Below are 22,607 nucleotides of genomic sequence, written 5' to 3' on the forward strand. Positions count from 1 at the left end.
TCAGATCCCCACGGCCGACACCGCCTTGGTGTTCAGGTAGGCCTCCAGCGCCTCGGGGCCGCCTTCCGAGCCGTAGCCGGAATCCTTCACCCCGCCGAACGGCAGCTCGGCCGAGGGCGTGGCCGGCTGGTTGATCCACAGCATGCCGGCCTCGACCCGGCTCATCAACTGCTGCGCATTGCGCAGCGAACGGGTGAAGGCGTAGGCGGACAGGCCGTAGGCCAGGCGGTTGGCCTCGGCGATGGCCTCGTCCAGGTGGTCGAAGGCGCGGATGCCCGCCACCGGTCCGAAGGGCTCGTTGTTGAACAGGTCGGCCTCGGTGGTGAGCCCGGAAATCACGGTCGGGGCGAAGAAATTGCCCGCGTCGCCGACGCGCTCGCCGCCCGTCAGGATCTCGGCGCCGCGGCGGCGCGCGTCCTCGACCACCTGGGAGATCGCCGTGACGCGGCGCGCATTGGCCAGCGGCCCGAGGGTGGTGCCCTCGGCCAGGCCGTCCCCCAGCGTCAGGGATTCGGCGCGGCGCACGAAGGCCCGGGAGAATTCATCGACCAGGCTGCGGTGCACCAGGAAGCGCGTGGGCGAGATGCAGACCTGGCCGGCGTTGCGGAACTTGCCGGCGGCGGATATCTTGGCCGCCAGCTCGACGTCGGCGTCCTCGGCGACGATCACCGGCGCGTGGCCGCCCAGTTCCATGGAGACCCGCTTCATGTGGGCGCCCGCCAGCGCCGCCAGCTGCTTGCCGACCGCCGTCGAGCCGGTGAACGTGACCTTGCGGATGACGGGATGCGGGATCAGGTAGCCGGAGATCTCCGCCGGATCGCCGTACACCAGGCCCACCACGCCGGGCGGCAGGCCGGCATCCACGAAAGTCTGCAGCAGCGCGGCCGGCGAGGCCGGGGTTTCTTCCGGCGCCTTGCACAGGAAGGAGCAGCCGGTCGCCAGCGCGGCGCCCAGCTTGCGCACCACCTGGTTGATGGGGAAATTCCAGGGCGTGAAGGCCGCCACCGGCCCCACCGGTTCCTTGATGACCAGTTGCAGGGCCGAAAGATTGCGCGACGGCACGATGCGCCCGTACACGCGCAGCCCCTCGTCGGCGAACCATTCGATGAGCGTGGCGCCGGCCAGGGTTTCGGCCCGCGCCTCGGCCAGCGGCTTGCCCTGTTCGAGCGTCAGCAGGCGGGCGATGTCCTCCGCGCGTTCGCGCAGCAGGGCCGCCGCGCGGCGCATCAGGGCGGCGCGCTCGTGCGCCGGCGTATCGCGCCAGGTCTCGAAGCCCCGCCGGGCGGCGGCCAGCGCGCGGTCCAGGTCGGGGACGCCGGCGTGGGCCACCCGGCCGATCGCCTGGCCGGTGGCCGGGTTGAGCACGTCGAGCGTCCGGCCGTCGGCCGCGTCGACCCATTGATTGTCGATCAGGAGCCGGGTATCGGGATAGGCGGGAGAGGTCATCGTGGAAGTCGTCATCGTTCGGAACCGGAAGATTGAGGGGGGATGGGACGAGATGCCGTCCGATCCGATGAGTATAGACCCCCGCCGAGCACCTTGATGGCCTCGCGTCCGCCGACTATAAATCCGGAATGGAACCCCGATCGGACGATCCCCGGAAGGCATGCCCATGATGGCGAACCGCTCCCTCCTCTCCGCCGCGCTGGCGCTTGCCGCGCTGCTGGCCCTGGCGCCGGCCGGCGCCCGCTGCGCCGCCCCGGCGGCCGCCGCGCCCGGAAACGCCGGCCCGATCCCGGCGCGGGACGACGTCCCGTTCACGGTCCGGCGGATCGCCGGATTCGACCGCCCCTGGGCGATCGCCTTCCTGCCCGACGGGCGCCTGGTCCTCACCGAAAAGGCCGGCCGCATGTTCCTGGTCACGCAGGCCGGCGCCAGGACCGCCATCGACGACGTGCCGGCGGCCTACGACCGGGGCCAGAACGGCCTGCTGGACGTGGCCCCCTCGCCTGGCTTCGCCCGCGACCGCCTGCTGTATTTCACCCGCGTGGCGCCCGAGGACGGGGGCGGCGTCCTGATCCTGGCCCGCGCGCGGCTGGAAGAATCCGGCGGCCGGGCGCGCCTGCGCGACCTGGAGACCCTCTGGCGCCAGCGGCCCGCCAGCCGCGGCGGGCAGCCCGGCGGCATCATCGCCTTTTCGCCCGACGGCCGGCACCTCTTCCTGACCGTCGGCGACCGGATGGAACCCGACACGGCCCAGGATCCCGATGCCGCTCGGGGCAAGATCCTGCGCCTGGACCCGGACGGATCCGCGCCGCCGGACAACCCCATGGCCGGACAGGGCGGGATCCGCGCGCTCACCTGGAGCACAGGCCACCGCAACCCCTACGGCCTGGCCTTCGCTCCCGACGGCGCGCTCTGGGAACACGAAATGGGGCCGCGCGGCGGCGACGAGCTGAACCGCATCCGGCCCGGCGGCAACTATGGCTGGCCGGAAGTCTCGAACGGCGACCAGTACAGCGGCTGGCCCATCCCCCGGCACGCCACCCGCCCCGAATTCGACGCGCCGGGCCTGTACTGGACCCCGGTGATCGCACCGGCCGGGCTGGCGTTCTACCGGGGGACGGAATTCCCCGCCTGGCAGGGCTCGGCCCTGATCGGCGGCCTGCGCGCCGAAGGCCTGGTGCGAGTGGTGTTCGATGCGGACGGCGCCGCTCGCCAGGCGGACCGCTGGTCGCTGGGCCGCCGCATCCGCGACGTGGCGGTGGCCGCCGACGGCGCGGTCTGGCTGATCGAGGACGGCGCCGGAGGCGGATTGCTGCGGCTCACGGCGAAGTGATCCATCCGGCCGCCCGGAAACAAAAACGCACGGCCGAAAAGCCGTGCGTTTTTGCGGAATGAATGGTCGGGGTGACATGATTCGAACATGCGACTCCTACGTCCCGAACGTAGTACTCTACCAGGCTGAGCTACACCCCGACGGTGCTGCTAGGCAAAGTCGTCGTCCGGCCAGAAGCCAGGCAACCACCCCGCCAACGGGAAGATTTCAACGGTCGCGCTCGACCGCGAAAGCACAGAATTTTAGCAGAGTTTCCCGATAAACGGAATCCGGGAAGGCGGACAGCGCCTCGCGGGCCAGATCGGCCTCGGCGCGGGCCGCCTGGCGGGTGTAGTCCAGCGCATCGGTGGCGTGGATGGCGCGCGCCACGGCCTCGAAGTCGGCGTCGCCGGTCTCGATGGCGCCGCGGACCAGGGCGCGCTGTTCGGGGGTGCCGGTTTCCAGGACCCGGATCAGCGGCAGGGTGGGCTTGCCTTCGCGCAGGTCGTCGCCCACGTTCTTGCCCAGGGCCTGGACGTCGCCGCTGTAGTCCAGCACGTCGTCGATCAGCTGGAAGGCCGTGCCGATGTGCCGGCCGTAGGCGGCCGCGGCGGCTTCCTGCGCCGGCGTCGCGCCGGAAATGATGGCCCCCACCTGGGCGGCGGCCTCGAACAGCTTCGCGGTCTTGTAGCGCACGACCTGCAGGTAGCGGTCCAGGGATACGTCCGGGTCGTGCACGTTCAGCAGCTGCAGGACTTCGCCCTCGGCGATGATGGTGGTGGCCGCCGACAGCACCGCCATGGCGGCCATGGAATCGGATTCGACCATCATCTCGAACGAGCGCGAATACAGGTAGTCGCCCACCAGCACGCTGGCGGCGTTGCCGAACACGGCGTTGGCCGTCTCGCGGCCGCGCCGCATGTCGGACTCGTCCACCACGTCGTCGTGCAGCAGGGTGGCGGTGTGGATGAATTCCACCACGGCCGCGAGGCGATGGTGGTTGTCGCCCCGGTAGCCCAGCGCCCCCGCCACCAACAGCACCATGGCCGGGCGCATGCGCTTGCCGCCGGCGCCGACGATGTAATCGCCGATGGTGCGGATCAGGACGACTTCGGAATCCAGGCGGGCGCGGATGACGGCGTCGACCGCCCGCATGTCGGACACGATGGGAGCGAACAGTTCTGAGAAGTTCAAGACGGACCCGGATGCTGATGGGCAGCCGCCTGCGGCGGCCGCAAAGAGCCAGATTATACTTTCCGCATCACATTCAGGAGAATTCCGTGGCAGATTCCGTGGCAGACGATCGATTGCAGGCGCTGATGGACCGGGCGATGGGCGTGCTGGCCCAGCTGGAAGCCTGGCTGCCGCCCGCCCCGCCCGCCATCGACTGGACGGCCCACGCCTACCGCTGGCAGCGCCGGGGCCAGCGCGGCTGGCTCGAAGCCGTCCGCCGCATCGCCCCCATCCACCTGGACGACCTGCGGCACGTCGACCGGCAGAAGGCCATCCTCGAACGCAACACGCTGGCCTTCCTGGACGGCAAGCCGGCCAACAACGTCCTGATGACCGGCGCGCGCGGCACGGGCAAGAGCTCCCTGGTGCGCGCGCTGCTCGACGCGCACGCGGACCGGGGCCTGCGCCTGATCGAGATCGACAAGTCCGACCTGGGTGACCTGGGCCAGATCATCGAGCTCATCCACGGCCGCCCGGAACGCTACATCGTGTTCTGCGACGACCTGTCCTTCGAGGAAGGCGAGGCCGGCTACAAGGCGCTGAAATCGGCGCTGGACGGCTCGGTGGCCTCGCCGGGCGACAACCTGCTGATCTACGCCACCTCGAACCGGCGCCACCTGATGCCGGAATACATGCACGAGAACCTGGAGGCCCAGCACCAGCCCGACGGCGAGATTCACCCCGGCGAAACCGTCGAGGAAAAGATCTCCCTGTCGGAACGCTTCGGCCTGTGGCTGTCCTTCTACCCCTTCGCCCAGGACGACTACCTGGACATCGTCGGCCACTGGCTGCGGGCCCACGGCTGCGACGACGCCCAGGTCCGCGAAGCGCGCGCCGAGGCCCTCCAATGGGCGCTGGAGCGCGGCTCCCGGTCCGGGCGGGTGGCGCGCCAGTTCGCGCGCGACTGGATGGCCCGCCATGTCTGAGGCCGCATTCCCCACCTGCTTCGCATCGTTTCCGATCCGCCATGACTGACTCCAAACCCTACATCCGCGTGGCCGCCGGCCTGATCATCGACTCCCGCGGCCGGCTGCTGCTGGGCCAGCGCCCGGAAGGCAAGGCCTGGCCCGGCTGGTGGGAATTCCCCGGCGGCAAGATCGAGGCCGGCGAGACCGTCGAGCAGGCGCTGGTGCGCGAGCTGGACGAGGAACTGGGCATCCGCGCCACCCGCGTCTACCCCTGGGTGGTGCACGTGCACGAATACCCCAAGACCATCGTCGAGCTGGCCTTCTGCCAGGTGACCGCCTGGGAAGGCGAGCCCCACGGCCGGGAGAATCAGGCGCTGGACTGGGTGGACCCCTGGGAAATCCGCCTGGACGAATCCGAACATCCCATCGGCCCGGGCGGCGGCTCGCTGCTGCCGGCCGCCGCGCCGCCGCTGCGCTGGCTGCGCCTGCCCACGCGCTACCGCCTTAGCCGGATCGGCCAGCCCGGGCGGCTGTCCGGCTGGCTGGCCGGACTGCGCCAGGAGCTGCTGCGCGGGCTGCAGCTGGTGCAGTTCCGTGAACCGGACTGGCAAGGCGACCCGGCCTCGCTGCGCGAGGCCTGGTCGGCCACCCTGGCCCTGTGCCGCCAGCACGGGGCCCGCTGCCTGGTCAACAGCGTCCACCCGGCCGCCTGGTGGTCCGAGGCCGACGGCGTGCAGTTGCGGGCGGCCGACGCGGCCCGCGTCCTGCGGGACGACACGCGGCCGCCGGGCTGGCTGGGGGTATCCGCCCACACGGCGGAGGACATCGAATGCGCACGCCAGCTCCAGGCCGATTTCGTGGTGCTGGGGCACGCGCTGGACACGGACAGCCACCCGGGCCAGCCGGCCCTGGGCTGGGACCGTTTCCGCGTCCTGGCGGACGCCGCCGGCCGGCCGGTCTTCGCCATCGGCGGCCAGTCGCTGGATACGCTGGACGCCGCGCGCCGGCACGGCGCGCACGGGATCGCGGCGATCCGCGGCCGACTGGTCAGTTGACCGCGGCGGCCGGACCGGCCGGAACCGCTGCTGAATCAGCCGGCCCCGCCTGCGCGGCCGAAGGCGCCGAATCGGCCGGATCGGCCGAATACCCGCCGCCCAGGGCGGCGATCAGCTGCGCCGATGCCGTCAGGCGCTCGGCGCGCACGTCCAGCGAGGTCTGCTCGGCGCTCAGGGCGCTGGTCTGCGCCTGGACCACGCTCAGGTAATCGACCAGGCCGGCCCGATACTGGTTGGTGACCTGGCGCAGGGTCTCGCGGGCCGCCGCCAGCGCGCGGTCCCGGGCGGCCTGTTCCTCGGCCAGCGCCTGCGACTGGACCAGGGCGTCTTCGACCTCGCGCAGGGCGTCCAGCACGGTCTTGCGGTAGGCGGCCGCCTGGGCGTCGTAGGCCGCGCGGGCGGAAGCCACGGCGGCGGCGCGCGCGCCGCCGTCGAACAGGCTCGCCGCCAGGGCCGGCCCCAGGGTCCAGAAACGGGCGGGCGCCATGATCCATGAAGCGAACTCCGCCGCCCGGTAGCCGCCCTGGGCGCTCAGGGTCAGGTCGGGGAACCAGGCGGCCTGCGCCACGCCGATGCGCGCGTTGGCCTGCGCCGTCCGCCGCTCGGCGCCCGCCACGTCGGGGCGGCGCAGCAGCAGGGCCGAAGGCACGCCCACCGGCACGTCGGGCACCGCCGGCAGGCCGGCGCCGCCGGACAGGCGGAAACTGGCCGGCACCTGGCCCAGCAGCACCGCGATGGCGTGGATCTGCTGCTCGCGCTGCCAGCCCAGGCGGATGCGCTGGGCGCGGGCCTGGTCCAGCTGCGCGGATGCCGCCGCCACGTCGGCCGGGGACGCCACGCCCGCCGCCAGGCGGTTGCGCGTCATCTCCAGCGCGCGGGCGTATTCGTCCAGCGTGCGGGCCAGCAAGGCGTCCTGTAACTGGCTGGAACGCACGCCGAAATAGGCCTGCGCCAGGGTGGAGCGCAGGCTCAGGCGCATGGCGTCCAGGTCCGCCGCGCTGGCCTGCTCGCCGGCCCGGGCCGCCTCGACGTCGCGCCGCACGCGGCCCCACAGGTCGACTTCCCAGCTGGCGGTGGCCGACAGGCTGTAGGTGTTGCCGGGATTGCCCGGCCCGGACACGCCCTCACCCGCCCGGTTCATGGAGCCCGACACGCCCAGCGTGGGGAACAGGCCGGCGCGCGCCGAATCCAGCGCGGCGCGGGCTTCCCGGAACTGGGCCTCGGCCTGGGCCAGGTCCAGGTTTCCCCGGGGCATGCGATCCATCAGGTCGTCCAGGACCGCGTCACCGAACAGGGTCCACCAGTCGGCGGGCAGCGCGCGCGGCTGGGTGTCGGCCGGGATCCAGCGGCCTTCCGGCGCGTGGGCGTAGGCCGTCCCGACGTCCTGGACGGGACGCCGGTAGTCGGGGCCGACGGCGCAGGCCGACAAGGCCAGGGCCGCCGCGGCGGCCATCAGCGCGCGCGCGGCGCGGCGCGGGGAGCGGGCGCCCGGACGCCCCGGGGCGGGGTCCGGATCACGACGCGGGGACACGCGATCAGCCATGGGGGGCAGGTTCCTGTTGCGGCGGGGGAGAGGCACGGCGGCGGGATCCACGCAGGCGATCCAGGCTCAGGTAAACGACGGGCGTAGTGTAGAGCGTGAGCACCTGGCTGACCAACAGGCCGCCGAAGATCGTCAGCCCCAGGGGCCGGCGCATCTCCACCCCCGCCCCCGTGGCCAGCAGCAGCGGCAGCGCGCCCAGCATGGCCGACAGGGTGGTCATCAGGATCGGGCGCAGGCGCGCCAGACAGGCGCGGTAGATGGCCTCGCGCGGGTCCAGGCCCTCGCGCCGCTGCGCCTGCAGGGCGAAGTCCACCATCATGATGGCGTTCTTCTTGACGATGCCGATCAGCAGGAAGACGCCGATCAGCGCGATCAGGGTGAATTCCATGCCCACCAGCCGCAGGGCCAGCAAGGCGCCGACGCCGGCCGAGGGCAGCGTGGACAGGATGGTGATCGGGTGGATGGTGCTTTCGTACAGCATGCCCAGCACCAGGTACATGGCCACCAGCGCCGCCGCCAGCATCCAGGGCTGCTGCGCCACCGCGTCGCGCATCATGCCGGCGCTCTGGTCCAACCCCGCCTGCAGCTCCTGCGTCGGCATGCCGATGCGCGCCACGGCCCGGTCGATGGCCGTCAGCGCCTGGTCCAGGGACACGCCGGGCGCCAGGCCGAAGGACACCGAATCGGCCGCCAGCAGGCCCTCGTGGTTGACCGCGCGCGGCGCGGTGCCCTCGGTGATCCGGGTGAAGGCCGTCAGGGGGACGCGCTCGCCGGCGGCGTTGATCACCTGCAGGGCCTGCAGCGAATGCAGGTCCTGGGCGTACTGGGGCTGCACCGCCATGACGACGTGGTACTGGTTCAGGACGCCGTACAGCACGGCCGCCTGCCGCTGGCTGAAGGCGTTGTTCAGCACCCCCGCCAGGTCCGCCATCTGCACGCCCAGGCGCCGGGCGGCTTCCCGGTCGACGACCAGCTCCACCCGGCGGCCCTTGTCCTCGACGTCGTCGTCGACGTCCACCAGCTCGGGCAGCGCGGCCAGGACGTTGCGCACGCGCGGCAGCCACTGGCCCAGCAAGGCCAGGTCGCTGCCCATCAGCATGTAGGAATAGGAGCCGGACCGCGAGGAATGGCCCACGAAGATGTCCTGCTGCGGCACCAGGAACATGCGCGCCCCGGGTGTGTGCTCGAAGCGGGGCCGCAGGCGGTTGACAACGTCGTTGGCGCTGGCCGTGCGCTCGCCCAGGGGCTTGAGCTGGACCTGGATGAAGCTGGAATTGCTGCCGCCGCGCCCGCCGGCGTAGGCGGTGACGGTATCCACCGCCGGGTCGGCCAGCAGCACGCGGCGGAACGCGTCCAGCCGGGCCTGGGTCTCACCGAAGGACGTTCCGGTGTCGACGCGGAAGAAGCCCATCAGCTGACCCGTGTCCTGCTGCGGGAAAAAGCCTTTGGGGATGCTGGCGTACAGGTACACGTTCAGGCCCACCGTGGCCAGGAGCAGCAGCAGCACGATGCGCCCGTGGTCCAGCGACCAGCGCAGCGACCGCCGGTAGGCGGCCTCGCCCGCCTGGCCGCAGCGGCGCAGCCACCGCCGCAGCAGGCCCCGGGGCGGCGGCTCGTGCGCGGCCGGCGCGCGCAGCAAGCGCGCCGCCATGACCGGCGTCAGCGTCACCGACACCAGCAGGGATACGCCGATGGCCACCGACAGGGTGACGGCGAATTCCTTGAACAGCCGCCCCACCAGGCCGCCCACCAGCCACAGCGGGATGAACACGGCGATCAGCGACAGGCTCATGGCCAGCACGGTGAAGCCCACCTCGGTCACGCCGCGCAGGGCGGCGCGCGCAGGGCGCATGCCGCGCTCCACGTGGCGCATGATGTTTTCCAACACCACGATGGCGTCGTCCACGACGAAGCCGGTGGCCACGATCAGGGCCATCAGGGAAATCGTGTTCAGGGTGAAGCCGAACCACCACATCAGGCTGAAGGTGCTGACCAGCGAGGCCGGCACGGCGACGGCCGGAATCAGGGCGGCGCGCCAGTTGCCCAGGAAGGCCAGCACCACGGCCACCACCAGCACGACCGACAGCACCAGGGTCAGTTCGGCCTCGAACAGCGAGGCCCGGATGCTGGGCGTGCGGTCCTGGGCCACGGTCAGGCGCACCTGCTCCGGCAGCAGCGCCTGGAATTCCGGCAGCAGCGCGCGGATGGCGTCGACGGTCTCGATGATGTTGGCGTCGGCCTGGCGGCGGATGATCATCAGCACGGCGGGGCGGTCGTTGAAATAGCCGACCTGGTTGGTGTCCTCGACCGAGTCCTCCACCCGCGCCACGTCGCTCAGCCGCACGGGGCGGCCGTCGCGCCATTCCACGACCAGGGGGGCGTAGTCGGCGGCCTTGCGCAGCTGGCCGTTGGAGTGGATCTGCCACTGGGTGTCGCCGCGCCGCGCCAGCCCGCCGGGGCGCAGCGAATTCACGTCCTGCAGGACCTGGCGGACGCGGTCCAGCGGAATCCCCATGGATTCCAGCGCGCGCGGGTCCACCAGCACGCGCACGGCCGGCAGCGAGCTGCCCCCCAGCGTCACCTGGCCCACGCCGTTGACCTGCGCCAGCTTCTGCGCCAGCACAGTGGACGCCAGGTCGTAGAGCTCGCCGCGGGTGGCGGTGTCCGAGGTCAGCGCCAACGTCATGATGGGCGAGGACGAGGAGTTCACCTTGCGGTAGGTGGGATTGTTGCGCATGCCCGAGGGCAGCATGGGCCGCGCGGCGTTGATGGCGGCCTGGACGTCGCGCGCGGCGCTGTTGATGTCGCGGTCCAGTTCGAACATTAGGGAGATGTCGGTCTGGCCCTCGCTGCTGCGCGAACTCATGCTGTCCAGCCCGGCGATCGCGCCCAGCGACTGCTCCAGCGGCATGGCCACGCTGGAAGCCATGGTTTCCGGGCTGGCCCCCGGCAGCGAGGCCGAGACCGAAATCATCGGGAAATCCACCTGCGGCAGCGGCGCCACCGGCAGGAAGCGCAGCGCCAGCGCCCCGGCCAGGACCAGCGCCAGGCACAGCAGGGACGTGCCCACCGGCCGGCGCAGGAACAGGGCGAAGAACCTCATGCCGGCTCAGCCGCCCGCCGTCCGCCGCCGGCTCAGGCGTTCGAACAGCAGGTAAATCACGGGGGTGGTGAACAGCGTCAGCACCTGGCTGCACAGCAGCCCCCCCACCATGGCCAGGCCCAGCGGCTGGCGCAGTTCCGCCCCGGACCCCGACGCCAGCATCAGCGGGATGGCGCTGAAGAAGGCCGCCAGGGTCGTCATCAGGATGGGCCGGAAGCGCAGCAGGGCCGCCTCGTGGATCGCGGCCTGGGGACCCAGGCCGCGCTCGCGCTGGGCGTCCAGCGCGAAATCGATCATCAGGATGGCGTTCTTCTTGACGATCCCGATCAGCAGGATGATGCCGATCACGCCGATCATGTCCAGTTCCGCCCCGCCCAGCCACAGCGCCAGCAGGGCGCCGATGGCCGCCGACGGCAGCGTGGACAGGATGGTGACCGGATGGATCAGGCTTTCGTACAGCACCCCCAGCACGATGTACATGGTCACCACGGCCGCCAGCAGCAGCCACAGCGTGCTCGACAGCGAGGACTGGAAGGCCTGGGCCGCGCCCTGGAAGCGGGCCTCGATGGAATCGGGCACGCCCAGCGCCGCGCGCGCCGATTCGATGGCCCCCACGGCGTCGGACAGGGCGGTGCCCGGCGCCAGGCTGAACGACACGGTGGCGGCCGGGAACTGGTCCAGGCGCTGCACGGCCAGGCGCGCCAGGCCGGGCTCGAAGCGCGCCACGCTGGACAGCGGCGTGACCCCGCCCGAGGCCGTCGGCACGTGCAGGTGCTCCAGCGCCGCGGGGCCGCCGTCGAGCAGGTCGGCATCGGCCTCCAGCACCACCCGGTACTGGGCCGACTGCGTGTAGATCGTGGAAATCAGCCGCTGGCCGAAGGCGTCGTAGAGCGCGTCGTCGATCGACGCCTGGGTGACGCCCAGCCGCGCCGCCGCGTCGCGGTCCACCGACACGGCCAGCGCCAGGCCCCGGTCCTGCAGGTCCCCGGCCACGTCGCGCAGTTCCGGCAGCGCGCGCAGGGCGTCCACCAGCCTGGGCGTCCAGGACGCCAGCGCGGCCTCGTCCGGACCGGACAGCGTCATCTGGAACTGGGCGCGGCTGACCTGGTCCTCGACGGACAGCTCCTGCACCGGCTGCAGCCAGGCCTCCAGGCCCACCACCGGCCGCAGGGCCGCCTGCAGGCGCTCGATCACGGCGTCCGCCCGGTCGCGTCGCTCGGCCAGCGGCTTGAGCGTGATCTGCAGGCGCCCGGTGTTCAGCGTGGTGTTGTCGCCGTCGATGCCGATGAAGGACGCCACCGAATCGACCGCCGGGTCGGCCAGCACCCGTTCGACGGCCTGCTGCTGCAGGCGGCTCATGACCTGGAACGAGGCCGACTGCGGCCCCTGGGTGATGGCCTGCAGCGCCCCCGTGTCCTGCTGCGGAAAGAAGCCCTTGGGGATGGCGGCGTACAGGCCCGCCGTGACGAGCAGCGTCGCCACCACCGCCCACAGCGTCGCCCGCTGGTGCGCCAGGACCCAGGTCAGCCCCCGGTCGTAGGCCGCGATCAGCCAGTCCATCAGCGCCCCGGCCCCTTGCAGGAAGCGCCCGTGCTTTTCTTCCGATTCGGGCCGCAGCATGCGTGCGCACATCATGGGCGTGAGCGTCAGGGAGATCAGCAGCGACAGCAGGATGGCCACGGCCAGGGTGACGGCGAACTCGCGGAACAGCCGCCCGACCACGTCGGCCATGAACAGCAGCGGGATCAGCACCGCGATCAGGGACAGGGTCAGCGACACCAGGGTGAAACCGATCTGCCTGGCCCCGCGCAGCGCGGCCGCCATCGCGGTCTCGCCTTCCTCGATGTGGCGGGCGATGTTCTCGATCATGACGATGGCGTCGTCCACCACGAAGCCGGTGGCGATGGTCAGGGCCATCAGGGTCAGGTTGTTGATGCTGAAGCCCAGCAGCGCCATCAGGGCGAAGGTCCCCACCAGGGACAGCGGCACGACCACGCCGGGGATCAGGGTGGCCCGCCAGGTGCGCAGGAACACGAAGGTCACCGCCACCACCAGGGCGATGGCCAGCAGCATCTCGATCTGCACGTGGGCCACCGAATCGCGGATCGTGTGCGTGCGGTCGGAGGCCACCTGCAGGTCGACGCCGGTGGGCAGGGTGGCCCGCAGGCCGGGCAGCAGGGCCTGGACGCGGTCCACCACCTCGATCACGTTGGCGCCCGGCTGGCGCTGGATGTTCAGCAGGATGGCCGGCGTGCGGCCGAACCAGGCGGCCTGGTCGAGGTTCTCGGCCGCGCGGCGCACCCGGGCGACGTCGCCCAGGCGCAGCGGCGCGCCGTTCTCGTAGGCCAGGATCAGGCGCTCGTACTCGGCCGGGTCCTTGAGCTGGTCGTTGACGCTGATCGTGATCGAGCGCTGCGGGCCGTCCAGGTTGCCCTTGGGCTGGTTGACGTTGGACTGGGTCACGGCCTTGCGCACGTCGGCCAGCGTCAGCTTGTGGGCGGCCAGGGCCTGGGGATCGACCTGGATGCGCACGGCCGGCCGCTGGCCTCCGGCCACGCTGACCAGGCCGACGCCGCTGATCTGGGACAGCTTCTGCGCCACGCGCACCTCGATCAGATCGCGCACCTGGGGCAGCGGCAGCGTGGGGGACGTCACCGCCAGGGTCATCACCGGGGCGTCGGCCGGATTGATCTTGCTGTAGATCGGCGGCGAGGGCATGTCCGAGGGCAGCAGGTTCGAGGCCGCGTTGATGGCCGCCTGCACTTCCTGTTCGGCCACGTCCAGCGGCAGGCCCAGGTCGAAGCGCAGCGTGATGCGCGACGAGCCTCCCGAACTGGTGGACAGCATCTGCGACAGGCCCGGCATCTGGCCGAACTGGCGTTCCAGCGGCGAAGTCACCAGCGCGGTCATGACGTCCGGCCCGGCGCCCGGGTACAGGGTGGTGACCTGGATGGTGGGGAAATCGACCTGGGGCAGCGCCGACACCGGCAGCTCGCGGTAGGCCAGCAGGCCCGCCAGCGCCAGCGCGACCATCGCCAGGGTCGTGGCGACCGGCCGCAGGATGAACAGGCGCGACAGGTTCACGAAGCCGGGCTCCGGCCGGCGCCCCGGCGCGCCCCCGTCGTCTCCGCCGTTCCGGCCGGCGCCTTGCCGGCGCCGTCACCGGCCCGCGTCCCGTCCGGCGGGGGCGCGCCGGTGTCCGGCGCGGCCGGACCGCCGGCCCCGGAGCCCGCGGCCTGCGGCGAGACGATCTCCACCTCGCTGCCGTCGCGCAGCCGGTCCGTGCCTTCGACCGCCACCGTGTCGCCCGCCTGCAGGCCGGACTCGATCACCACCCGCTCGCCGTCGTCCACCCCGGTCGTGACCGGCACGACCCGGGCCTTGCCTTCGGCGTCGAGCCGATAGACGTATTCGCCCTGCGAACCGCGCTGCACCGCGCGCAGGGGCAGCGTCACGCCATCCTGCGTCCCCAGGCGCAGGCGGACCTGGACGAACTGGTTGGGGAACAGGGACTCGTCGGCGTTGTCGAAGCGGGCCTTGAGCTGGACGGTGCCGGTGGCCACGTCGATCTGGTTGTCCACCGCCACCAGGGTCCCGGTGGCCAGCGCCGTCCCGGCGGCATCGCTGAACAGGCGCGTCTGCAAGCCGGGATCGGCGCGGCGCGCCTCGAGCAGGGCCTGCAGGCGGGTCTGGGGGATGGAGAACACCACGTCGATCGGCCGGCTCTGCGTCAGCACCACCAGGCCGTCGGTGTCGGAGGCGCGAATCAGGTTGCCCGCGTCGACCTTGCGCAGGCCCAGGCGGCCGTCCACGGGAGCGCGGATCTCCGTGTAGCCCAGCTGCAGGCGGGCGTCGTCCACCGCCGCCTGGTCCGATTTCGCCTGCCCCTGGAGCTCGCGCACCAGGGCGCGGGCGGAATCCAGCTGCTGGCGGGCCACCGAATCCTGCTTGAACAGCTGCTCGTATCGGGCCAGGTCGCGGCGCGCCTGGTCCAGTTGCGCGGCATGCTGCATCTGCTGGCCCAGGGCCTGGTCCAGCTGGACGCGGAAGGGCTTGGGATCGATCACCGCCAGCACGTCGCCGGCCCGCACGGCCTGGCCGTCGTCGAAGTTCACCGATTGCAGCGGGCCGTCCACGCGCGCGCGGATGGTGACGGTCGCCAGCGGCGTCACGGTGCCCAGCGCCCGCAGGGTGCGGTCGATGCGGCCCGGCTCGGCCCGCGCGACGGACACTGGCGTCGCCTGCCCGCTCATCCGGAATCCCCGCCCGCCGGGGCCGCCCGGGCCACCGGCCGGGCCCGGCCAGAAATACCACAGGGCAAGCGCCATCAGCCCGACGGCGGCCGCCCACACCAGAATCCTGCGGCGCGTCCCGGCAGGCCGCGTCGTTGCGTTGGTCATGATGGGGTCCTACAGATTGCAGCGGGCCAGGCGGAAGGCGACATCGCGGCCAACCGGCTGGGGCTTGAGTTCATTGTCCTGGGCGGAGAAGCGCACCCAGATGACGTATTTGTTGGCGCTGACTTCCGGGAAGACGCCCTGGGCCGGATCGACCCAGACGCGCAGCAGCTGGAAGGACTTGCCGCCCAGCATTTCCTGGTAGGCGCCCTGGCTGGCCATCTGATCGCGGGCATCCCCGGCATCGCGCAGCAACTGCAGGATCAGGGCCATCGCCCGGTGCAGCGGCATCATCGGCTCGATCCAGCCGCGCAGATCGGCGGCCCGCGTGTCGGCCGGCTTCAACTGCCAGGAATAGTAGGAAGGCATGTCGACGGGCGAGGAGCCTCCGGGCACCGTGATCCGCCCACGCAGGCTGGCGAGCCATTCGTTGTCGCGCAGGCATTGGCCGATGCGGCCCTGGCCGGCGAGCGCGGCGGACACCGCCTGGATTTCCGCCAGGAGCCGGTCCAGCGTGACGCCGTCCACACCCGGGTGTTCGCGCAGGGCCGACAGGGCGGAACGATGCCGGTCCATGTCCTGGAGGACCGCCGTGCGGACATCGGCGCGCTCGCAGATGTCCAGCAGATCGAACAGCGTGGCCATGGCGATCTGATGGCAATGGGCGTCTTCGCCCCGGGCGAAGAAGAACAGGCGGTCGAACAGGTATTCGACCCTCAGCAGGGTGCGTACACGTTCATTGCAGGGATACTCGTAAAGAATCACGCGCAAAAGACCCTATCCATGAGTGGTGCGCCCATCCGCCGGCCGGGAAGCGTGGTCGCACCAGGCCTGGTGAAGCTGGAACACGCGCCGACGCAGCGCGTCCAGGTCGGTCGCGTCATCGTTGACGATGACGTCGTCGGCCGCCGCGAGGCGCTCCGCCCTGGACGCCTGAGCGGACATGATACGCTCAATGGTGCTGCGCGTCAGCCCGCTGCGGGCCTGCACCCGGCGCACCTGGGTCTCCGGATCGCAGTCGACCACGCAGATGCGGTCCACCCGTTCGCGCCAGCGGCCGGACTCGACCAGCAAGGGCACGACGAGCACGAGATAGCGCCCCCGGACCCGCTCCGCTTGGTCGAGCACGGCCTGGCCGATCAGGGGATGCAGCACGGATTCGAGCCGCCGCCGCGCCGCCGGATCGGCGAAGGCGCGCGCGCGCATCCAGTCCCGGTCCATGGCGCCGTCCGGGGCGATCGCATCCGCGCCGAACGCCGCCCGCAGCGGCTCGATCGCGGCGCCGCCCGGCGCCGTCAGTTCATGGGAGATCTGGTCGGTGTCGATGACCGCCGCGCCCCATTCGGCCAGCCAGTCGGCCACCTTGGTTTTGCCCGAGCCGATGCCCCCGGTCAGGCCGATGGAAAACATGGCATCCCCGCGTGACGAATTCAGAACCATGACTGTACCGCAAGCGGAGCCAGCATCCACGCGCCGGCGGCCAGGGCGATGCAGGGCCCGAAGGGATACGGCCGCCGCCAGCCGCCGCGCCGGCCCAGGCTGCCCGGCAGCCCCAGCACGCAGGCTAGCCAGAGGATGCCGACAGCGGCTTCCAGCCCGAGCCAGCCCGCCAGCGCGGCCAGGCATTTCATGTCGCCGCCGCCGAAACCGTCCCGTCCGCGCACGCGGCGATACAGCCACGCCATGCCGGCCAGGCCCGCCCAGGCCAGGGCGGACGCGCCGACGGCGGCGGCCGGGTCCCGGGCGCCCAGCAGCCAGCCGGCCGCCATGAGCGGCAGGGTGAGCGCATCCGGCAGAAGGCCGCTGCGCGCATCGATCCAGGCCAGCGCGGCCAGGACGAGGGCCAGCGGCACGAGCCCGGCATCGCCGCCGGCCGCCAGCAGCCCCGCCGCCAGCCCCAGCAGCAGCGCCATCGCGACGTCCCGGACCGGCCGCCAGGCCCGCGACGGGGCGGCCGCCGCCGCGGCCCACAGCGTGCGCGCCGTGGCCGGTTCGCCGGCATCCAGTCGATCCGCATAGGCCTGGGCCCAGCGCCCCAGCAGGGCGCCCACGCACATGCCCGCGGCCACGGCCAGCCCGCTCGCGCCCCAGGCCGCCGCACCCCGCGTCACGGCCGCCTGGGGCGCAAGCTCCTGGAACAGGCTGCCCGCCCACCCGGCCATCGTCCCCCATCCCATCGCCAAGCCTCCTGCAAATGCGTAGAATGGCGGCTTCACGATCCTGTCCGCCATGACCATGCCGCGCGCCCTTTCCCACACGATTCCCCGCCTGCTCAGCCTGGGGCTGCTGGCCCTGCTGGCCGCCTGCGCCCAGCAGCGCGAACCCGGCTTCTATGACGTCTCGCGCGGCGATACGGTGTCCGACGCCCGGCACCGCGCCCAGGGCGATGCCGGCACGGTCGCCCCCGCGCAACTGCAATTCGGATTCGGTTCCGACAGCCAGAAGAAACCGGCGCCGGAAAGCGACGCCGGGGCCGCGCGGCCGGCCGGAGCCGGCGCCGCGGACACCGCCGGGCAGTCCGCCCGCCCGGCCGGCCCCGGGAACACGCCCCAGGAACTGGCCGAGACCCGGACCTACCTGGGCACCATCGCATGCCCCGCCGGACAACAGGCCTGCCCGGCGCGCCGCATGACCCTGACCCTGGCGCCGGACGGCCAGTGGCGCGCCCGCAGCGCGCCGCTGGACGGCACGGCCGCCACCGCCACGATGGGCTGCTGGCACCTGGTGTCCACCGATCCGGCCCGCATCGTGCTGCAGACCGGCGACCAGGCCCGCGCCACGCTGGAATTCATCCAGTCGAACGTCCTGCGCCTGACCCGGCTGGACGGCCAGGCCCCCTTGCTGGAATCCCGGCTGACCCGCCAGGCGGATATCGACCCCATCCAGGAACTGGCCGCGAAACCGGCCGAAGCCTGCGCCACGCACTGAGCCCGGGCGCCTGGGCGGCGCCTCCGGCGGATGATCCGGGGTCGCCCGGGCCGGTACCCGGCCCGCCCGAGGGCCTGGACAGGCAATAGCGCGTCAATTCGACCACGTTGCGCACGCGCAGTTTCTGGAATATCCGCGCCCGATGGGCTTCGATCGTGCGCTGCGTGACCCCGAGCTCGACGGCGATGTACTTGTTGGACCGCCCCCGCGTGAGGTAGTCCGTCACTTCCCGCTCGCGGATCGTCAGGCGGCCCAGCGGCCCTTCCTGGCCATCCGGGTATTCTCGAACCGAATCGCTTTCCAGCATGGAGGCTCCCCCTGTTCATTGTTGTATGCAGGGGGATTCTGCATGACCCGCGCGGGCGGCGCACCTGTCAGTTCTGACAGCTTGCCGCGCCCCGGGAATCCTCTCTGGAGCGACGTCCTGGAACCCTAGAACTCCAGGTTGTCGATCAGCCGCGTCGCGCCCAGGCGGGCGGCCGCCAGCACGACCAGGGGCTCTCCGTCGCGGATTTCCTGGCCGGTGGGGGGCTGCAGGTCGCGCTGGCGGCGCACGGCGACGTAATCCGGATCCCAGCCGCGCTCGCGCAGGGCCTGCATGGCCTGGCCTTCCGCCGTGGCGGCATCCGCGCGGCCGCCCTGGACCTGGTCGCGCACCCGCTGCAGCAGGCCGTACAGGTTGGGGGCCTCGGCCCGCTCCTGCGCGCTGAGGAAGCGGTTGCGCGAGGACAGCGCCAGGCCGTCGGCGTCGCGCACGGTCTCGTGGGCGAGGATTTCCACCGGCAGCTGGAACTGGCGGCACATGGCGCGCACCACCATCAGCTGCTGGTAGTCCTTCTTGCCGAACACGGCCACGCGCGGCTGGACACAGGAGAACAGCTTCAGCACCACGGTGCTGACGCCCATGAAGAAATCGGGCCGGAACTCGCCCTCGAGGATCTTGCCCAGGGCCTCGCCGGGCTGGATGCGGAAATTCTGCGGCTCCGGGTACAGCTCCCGCTCGTCGGGCGCGAACAGCACGTAGACGTCGCGCTCGGCCTCGAGCTTCTCGATGTCCTCGGCCAGGGTGCGGGGATAGCGGTCGAAGTCCTCGTTCGGGCCGAACTGCAGCCGGTTGACGAAGATGCTGGCCACCACGGGATCGCCGTGCTGGCGCGCCAGCCGCATCAGCGACAGGTGCGCGGCATGCAGATTGCCCATGGTGGGCACGAAGGCCACGCGCAGTTGGCCGCGCAGCTGATCGCGCAATGCCTCGATGGAATGAACGACTTTCACAGGGGATTCTCCGGCACGCGGCCTCAGGCCGAGCGCGTATAGGACAGTCTGACGTACAGCGGCGCGTAAGGCGCCGCCTGGGTGATTTCCAGCAGGGATTCGCGGACCAGTTCCAGCAGCGCCAGGAAATGGACCACGATGACGGCGGCAGGCTCGCCCATGCGGATGCGCTCCAGGAACAGCTCGGTGAATTCCATGAAGCGCACGCCCGACAGGCGGCGCAGGATGTGGCTCATGTGGTCGCGCACGGACAGTTGCTCGCGGGTGATGCGGTGGCTGGCGTTCAGGCGCGCCCGGTGCAGGATCGCCGACCAGGCCTCGCGCAGGTCATCCGCCGACACTTCCGGCAGCAGCCGCTCGACCTCGAAATCGGCCGCGGCATGCGCCACCAGGAAATCGCGGCCCACGCGCGGCATCTCGTCCAGCCGCCGGGCCGCCAGTTTCATGCGCTCGTATTCCAGCAGGCGGCGCACCAGTTCGGCGCGCGGATCCTCGGCTTCCTCGCCGCTGTCGGACTGTCGCACCGGCAGCAGCATGCGCGACTTGATCTCGATGAGCAGCGCCGCCATCAGCAGATACTCGCCCGCCAGTTCCAGGTTGGACCGCCGCACCTGCTCGACGTAGGCCAGGTACTGGGCGGTGACCTCGGCCATGGGAATGTCGAGCACGTTGAAGTTCTGCTTCCGGATCAGGTAGAGCAGCAGGTCCAGCGGCCCCTCGAAGGCTTCCAGGAAGACCTCGAGCGCATCGGGCGGGATGTAGAGATCCTGGGGGATGGCGAACAGCGGCTCGCCGTACAGGCGCGCCAGGGCGACGTGGTCGACCACGTCGGGGGTGCTGTCTTCCGTGGGCGCCATCAGGGCGTCCAGCCCGGGATCGGGCGGCCTGGGCGGCATGAGGCCGGATCAGGCCTTCTGGTAGTAGACGTAGGGGTCCTGGGCCACGCGGGCCGCGCGGAAGCCTTCCTGCAGTTCGGGATCCAGTTCCTTGTCCCAGAGGCGGGCGCGGCCGGCGAACTGGCGCGACTCGGTGTCGGGATGATCCGATTTGTACTGGTTCAGGAACTGGGTCAGTTCGGATTCAAAGTTGTTTGCCATAATAGTGCCGTAGTGATCTTCATGACCGATTGCGCCCAAGTTTACTGCACTCGGACGCAGGCAGCCCGACCGATGTCAGAACCCTCCCCCGCCGACGCCCCCCACGCCCCCCTGACCCGCGAATTGCGGATGATTCCCCTGATCGTCGGCTGCGCCCTGTTCATGCAGATGCTCGACGCCACGGTGGTCGCCACCGCCCTGCCCGCCATGGCGCTGGATTTCGGCGCCACGGCGGTGCACATGAACGTCACCATCACGGCCTACCTGCTGGCCACGGCCGTGTTCGTGCCCATCAGCGGCTGGGCGGCCGACCGCTTCGGCGCCCAGCGCGTGTTCCTGGCCGCCATCGCCCTGTTCACGCTCAGCTCCGTCGCCTGCGCCGCGGCCCAGGACATCCCCCAGCTCGTCGCCGCCCGCCTCGTGCAAGGCGCGGCCGGCGCGATGATGGTCCCGGTCGGGCGCATCATCCTGCTGCGGCGCATCCCGAAGGGGGAACTGCTCAAGGCCATGGCCTTCCTGACCCTGCCGGCGCTGCTCGGGCCGGTGCTCGGGCCGCCCGTGGGCGGCTTTCTGGTGACCTACGCCTCGTGGCACTGGATCTTCCTGATCAACATCCCGGTCGGCGTGCTGGGCATGGCCCTGGTGCTGCGCTACATCCCCCGCGACATGCCCGATGGCCGCCCGCGCCTGGACACGATCGGCTTCATGCTCAGCGGGGTCGCCCTGGCCGCCCTGCTGACCAGCCTCGAAGCCATCGGGCACCGCAGCCTGGGCGTCGGCCCGACCGTGGGACTGGTGGCGCTGGGCCTGGCATGCGGGGCGCTCTACGTCCGGCACGCCCGCCACGTGCCCTACCCGATCATCGACCTGAGCCTGCTGCGCACCCATACCTTCGCGGTTTCGGTGCTGGGCGGCAACCTGTGCCGCTTCGCGGTCGGCGCCTCGCCCTTCCTGCTGGCCATCCTGCTGCAGGTGGGCTTCGGCCTGTCCGCCTTCTCAGCGGGGATGATCACCTTCACCTCGGCGGCCGGGGCCATGCTGATGAAGCTGGTGGCCACGCCCATCGTGCGCCGCTTCGGCTTTCGCCCCGTGCTGACGGCCAACGCGCTGATCACGGCGGTCTCCATCGCCGCCTGCGCGCTGTTTCGCGCCGACACCCCGGTCTGGATCATGGTGTCGGTCCTGCTGGTCGGCGGCTTCTTCCGGTCCCTGCAGTTCACGGCGGTCAACGCCCTGACCTACGCCGACCTGGACGCCGCGCAGATGAGCCGCGCCAGCAGCTTCGCGGCGATGGCGCAGCAGATGGGCATCAGCCTGGGCGTGGCCTGCGCGGCGACCACGCTGAACCTGAGCATGAGCCTGCGCGGCGGAGTGGAGGCCGACCGCGTCGACGTGATCTGGGGCTTCGTGGTCACGTCCCTGTTCGTGGCGGCATCGGCCCTGTCATTCCGGCGCCTGTCCCGCCGGGCCGGCAGCCAGCTGCACGCCCGCGCCCGCTGATTCGGAGCTTTCCCGACTGTTCAGCAGCATCACCAGCTTGCAGTCCGGCCGGATCGCCAGCCGGAAGGTGAACTGCCGGAAACGCAGCCGCCCGTCCGCCGGGTGCTGGAATTCCCGCAGGCCGCCTTCCCGGTCCACCACGACCTGGCGCGTCCAGGCCCTGGCGAACAGCGGGCTGCCGGCCTGCAGCTCGGCCACCAGCGCCCCGATGCCGGGTTCGCCCGCCAGCGCCGCCACGTCGGCGCGGAATTCGGCCACCACCCGGCTGGCGCGCTCCTCCCAGTCCACCACCAGCGCGCGCGCGGCCGGATCCAGGAAGATGTAGCGCAGCAGATTGGGCTGCCCGCGCGCGGGCCAGCCGTCGAACACCCGCAGCAGGGCGGCGTTGCAGGCCAGCACGTTCCAGGACTGGTCCAGCACGTAGGCCGGGCAGCGGATGCTGTCGACGCAATCCTGCAGGCCGTCGGGCAGGGCAATCGCGTCCAGGCGGCCGGCCTCGGGATCGGCGCACTCGGCCAGGCTGAACAGGTAGTGCCGCTCGGCGCGCGCCAGCCGCAGGGCCTCGGCCAGGCGGCACCACACGTCCACGGACACGGACACCTCGCGCCCCTGCTCGATCCAGGTGTACCAGGTGGTGCTGATGCCGCACAGCTGGGCGATTTCCTCGCGCCGCAGGCCCGGCGTGCGGCGCCGGACACCGGGCGGCAGGCCGTGATCGGCCGGCGCGACGCGCGCCCGGGCGCTGCGCAGGAAGGCGCCCAGTTCCCGGCGCCGGGCCGCGTCATCGCGCGACACGATCGTCTCCGGGAC

Annotated in this window: 18 protein-coding genes, 1 tRNA gene and 1 pseudogene; 5 read left to right on the top strand and 15 right to left on the bottom strand. The window is 71.6% G+C overall.

Features of this window, described 5'->3' with window-relative positions:
• Positions 1 to 1,446, bottom strand: a complete 1,446-nt coding sequence (locus ACFO27_RS02955; protein ID WP_376816394.1) for an NAD-dependent succinate-semialdehyde dehydrogenase — start codon at positions 1,444 to 1,446, stop codon at positions 1 to 3.
• A gap of 166 nt (positions 1,447 to 1,612) precedes the next feature.
• Between ACFO27_RS02955 and ACFO27_RS02960 the strand changes: the two genes are divergently transcribed.
• Positions 1,613 to 2,779, top strand: a complete 1,167-nt coding sequence (locus ACFO27_RS02960; protein ID WP_376815928.1) for a PQQ-dependent sugar dehydrogenase — start codon at positions 1,613 to 1,615, stop codon at positions 2,777 to 2,779.
• A gap of 63 nt (positions 2,780 to 2,842) precedes the next feature.
• Here ACFO27_RS02960 and ACFO27_RS02965 read toward each other — a convergent pair.
• A tRNA-Pro gene (locus tag ACFO27_RS02965) sits at positions 2,843 to 2,919 on the bottom strand.
• Between the two features lie 67 nt (positions 2,920 to 2,986).
• Positions 2,987 to 3,952 (bottom strand): octaprenyl diphosphate synthase, encoded by a 966-nt coding sequence (gene ispB, locus ACFO27_RS02970; protein WP_376815929.1) that lies wholly within the window; start codon positions 3,950 to 3,952, stop codon positions 2,987 to 2,989.
• Between the two features lie 125 nt (positions 3,953 to 4,077).
• Here ispB and ACFO27_RS02975 point away from each other — a divergent pair, with 125 nt between their 5' ends.
• Both ACFO27_RS02975 and ACFO27_RS02980 read left to right on the top strand, forming a co-directional pair.
• Positions 4,078 to 4,917 (top strand): ATP-binding protein, encoded by an 840-nt coding sequence (locus tag ACFO27_RS02975; protein ID WP_376816395.1) that lies wholly within the window; start codon positions 4,078 to 4,080, stop codon positions 4,915 to 4,917.
• A gap of 41 nt (positions 4,918 to 4,958) precedes the next feature.
• Complete coding sequence (locus ACFO27_RS02980; RefSeq protein WP_376815930.1) at positions 4,959 to 5,954, top strand: Nudix family hydrolase; 996 nt, start codon at positions 4,959 to 4,961, stop codon at positions 5,952 to 5,954.
• Here ACFO27_RS02980 and ACFO27_RS02985 read toward each other — a convergent pair.
• Genes ACFO27_RS02985 through ACFO27_RS03015 form a run of 7 tightly spaced genes read right to left on the bottom strand, consistent with a single transcriptional unit; the run spans position 5,947 to position 17,174 of the window.
• Positions 5,947 to 7,497, bottom strand: a complete 1,551-nt coding sequence (locus ACFO27_RS02985) for an efflux transporter outer membrane subunit (protein ID WP_376815931.1) — start codon at positions 7,495 to 7,497, stop codon at positions 5,947 to 5,949. The genes ACFO27_RS02980 and ACFO27_RS02985 overlap by 8 nt on opposite strands.
• Complete coding sequence (locus tag ACFO27_RS02990) at positions 7,490 to 10,600, bottom strand: efflux RND transporter permease subunit (protein ID WP_376815932.1); 3,111 nt, start codon at positions 10,598 to 10,600, stop codon at positions 7,490 to 7,492. Before ACFO27_RS02990 ends, ACFO27_RS02985 begins: the two co-directional genes overlap by 8 nt.
• A gap of 6 nt (positions 10,601 to 10,606) precedes the next feature.
• Positions 10,607 to 13,684 (bottom strand): multidrug efflux RND transporter permease subunit, encoded by a 3,078-nt coding sequence (locus tag ACFO27_RS02995; RefSeq protein WP_376815933.1) that lies wholly within the window; start codon positions 13,682 to 13,684, stop codon positions 10,607 to 10,609.
• The gene (locus ACFO27_RS03000) at positions 13,681 to 15,000 is read right to left on the bottom strand and encodes an efflux RND transporter periplasmic adaptor subunit (protein WP_376815934.1); all 1,320 of its coding nucleotides are present in this window, start codon (positions 14,998 to 15,000) and stop codon (positions 13,681 to 13,683) included. The genes ACFO27_RS02995 and ACFO27_RS03000 overlap by 4 nt, the downstream gene beginning before the upstream one ends.
• 9 nt (positions 15,001 to 15,009) lie before the next feature.
• Positions 15,010 to 15,762 (bottom strand): cell division protein ZapD, encoded by a 753-nt coding sequence (zapD, locus tag ACFO27_RS03005; RefSeq protein ID WP_376816396.1) that lies wholly within the window; start codon positions 15,760 to 15,762, stop codon positions 15,010 to 15,012.
• A gap of 12 nt (positions 15,763 to 15,774) precedes the next feature.
• Positions 15,775 to 16,407, bottom strand: a complete 633-nt coding sequence (gene coaE / locus ACFO27_RS03010; protein WP_376815935.1) for a dephospho-CoA kinase — start codon at positions 16,405 to 16,407, stop codon at positions 15,775 to 15,777.
• A gap of 20 nt (positions 16,408 to 16,427) precedes the next feature.
• Positions 16,428 to 17,174, bottom strand: a complete 747-nt coding sequence (locus tag ACFO27_RS03015; RefSeq protein WP_376815936.1) for a prepilin peptidase — start codon at positions 17,172 to 17,174, stop codon at positions 16,428 to 16,430.
• Positions 17,175 to 17,226: 52 nt separating this feature from the next.
• On the opposite strand from ACFO27_RS03015, the gene ACFO27_RS03020 reads away from it, so the two are divergent.
• Positions 17,227 to 17,925 carry a hypothetical protein gene (locus ACFO27_RS03020; RefSeq protein WP_376815937.1) on the top strand — a complete coding sequence of 233 codons (699 nt, stop codon included), beginning with the start codon at positions 17,227 to 17,229 and terminating at the stop codon, positions 17,923 to 17,925.
• A 97-nt stretch (positions 17,926 to 18,022) separates the two neighbouring features.
• Here the strand turns inward: ACFO27_RS03020 and ACFO27_RS03025 are convergent.
• From ACFO27_RS03025 to ACFO27_RS03040, 4 genes and pseudogenes are all read right to left on the bottom strand, one after another.
• A pseudogene (locus ACFO27_RS03025) lies at positions 18,023 to 18,232 on the bottom strand (LuxR C-terminal-related transcriptional regulator); the annotation flags it as partial.
• 125 nt (positions 18,233 to 18,357) lie between these two features.
• The gene (panC, locus tag ACFO27_RS03030) at positions 18,358 to 19,200 is read right to left on the bottom strand and encodes a pantoate--beta-alanine ligase (RefSeq protein ID WP_376815938.1); all 843 of its coding nucleotides are present in this window, start codon (positions 19,198 to 19,200) and stop codon (positions 18,358 to 18,360) included.
• 23 nt (positions 19,201 to 19,223) lie between these two features.
• On the bottom strand, positions 19,224 to 20,096 hold the full coding sequence (locus ACFO27_RS03035) for a segregation and condensation protein A (protein WP_376815939.1): 873 nt from the start codon (positions 20,094 to 20,096) through the stop codon (positions 19,224 to 19,226).
• A 9-nt stretch (positions 20,097 to 20,105) separates the two neighbouring features.
• A complete protein-coding gene (locus tag ACFO27_RS03040; RefSeq protein ID WP_376815940.1) occupies positions 20,106 to 20,297 on the bottom strand; it encodes a DUF3460 family protein in 192 nt (63 codons plus the stop codon).
• Between the two features lie 72 nt (positions 20,298 to 20,369).
• Between ACFO27_RS03040 and ACFO27_RS03045 the strand changes: the two genes are divergently transcribed.
• Positions 20,370 to 21,797 carry a DHA2 family efflux MFS transporter permease subunit gene (locus ACFO27_RS03045; RefSeq protein ID WP_376815941.1) on the top strand — a complete coding sequence of 476 codons (1,428 nt, stop codon included), beginning with the start codon at positions 20,370 to 20,372 and terminating at the stop codon, positions 21,795 to 21,797.
• Here ACFO27_RS03045 and ACFO27_RS03050 read toward each other — a convergent pair.
• A complete protein-coding gene (locus ACFO27_RS03050; RefSeq protein ID WP_462936690.1) occupies positions 21,741 to 22,595 on the bottom strand; it encodes a helix-turn-helix transcriptional regulator in 855 nt (284 codons plus the stop codon). The two genes, ACFO27_RS03045 and ACFO27_RS03050, sit on opposite strands and share 57 nt — an antisense overlap.
• Positions 22,596 to 22,607: the final 12 nt, after the last annotated feature.

The sequence above is a fragment of the Castellaniella denitrificans genome (genome assembly GCF_042653765.1).
Lineage (GTDB): Bacteria > Pseudomonadota > Gammaproteobacteria > Burkholderiales > Burkholderiaceae_B > Castellaniella > Castellaniella denitrificans.

What these genes read in the sequence shown, in the direction of transcription:
- ACFO27_RS03015 (WP_376815936.1), bottom strand. Translation starts at nt 17,174, where the DNA reads ATGGGATGGGGGACGATGGCCGGGTGGGCGGGCAGCCTGTTCCAGGAG.
- ACFO27_RS02955 (WP_376816394.1), bottom strand. Translation starts at nt 1,446, where the DNA reads ATGACCTCTCCCGCCTATCCCGATACCCGGCTCCTGATCGACAATCAA.
- ACFO27_RS03020 (WP_376815937.1), top strand. Translation starts at nt 17,227, where the DNA reads ATGACCATGCCGCGCGCCCTTTCCCACACGATTCCCCGCCTGCTCAGC.
- ACFO27_RS03035 (WP_376815939.1), bottom strand. Translation starts at nt 20,096, where the DNA reads ATGCCGCCCAGGCCGCCCGATCCCGGGCTGGACGCCCTGATGGCGCCC.
- ACFO27_RS02985 (WP_376815931.1), bottom strand. Translation starts at nt 7,497, where the DNA reads ATGGCTGATCGCGTGTCCCCGCGTCGTGATCCGGACCCCGCCCCGGGG.
- ACFO27_RS03000 (WP_376815934.1), bottom strand. Translation starts at nt 15,000, where the DNA reads ATGACCAACGCAACGACGCGGCCTGCCGGGACGCGCCGCAGGATTCTG.
- ACFO27_RS03045 (WP_376815941.1), top strand. Translation starts at nt 20,370, where the DNA reads ATGTCAGAACCCTCCCCCGCCGACGCCCCCCACGCCCCCCTGACCCGC.
- ACFO27_RS02990 (WP_376815932.1), bottom strand. Translation starts at nt 10,600, where the DNA reads ATGAGGTTCTTCGCCCTGTTCCTGCGCCGGCCGGTGGGCACGTCCCTG.
- ACFO27_RS02975 (WP_376816395.1), top strand. Translation starts at nt 4,078, where the DNA reads ATGGACCGGGCGATGGGCGTGCTGGCCCAGCTGGAAGCCTGGCTGCCG.
- ACFO27_RS03040 (WP_376815940.1), bottom strand. Translation starts at nt 20,297, where the DNA reads ATGGCAAACAACTTTGAATCCGAACTGACCCAGTTCCTGAACCAGTAC.
- coaE (WP_376815935.1), bottom strand. Translation starts at nt 16,407, where the DNA reads ATGTTTTCCATCGGCCTGACCGGGGGCATCGGCTCGGGCAAAACCAAG.
- ACFO27_RS02980 (WP_376815930.1), top strand. Translation starts at nt 4,959, where the DNA reads ATGACTGACTCCAAACCCTACATCCGCGTGGCCGCCGGCCTGATCATC.
- ACFO27_RS02960 (WP_376815928.1), top strand. Translation starts at nt 1,613, where the DNA reads ATGATGGCGAACCGCTCCCTCCTCTCCGCCGCGCTGGCGCTTGCCGCG.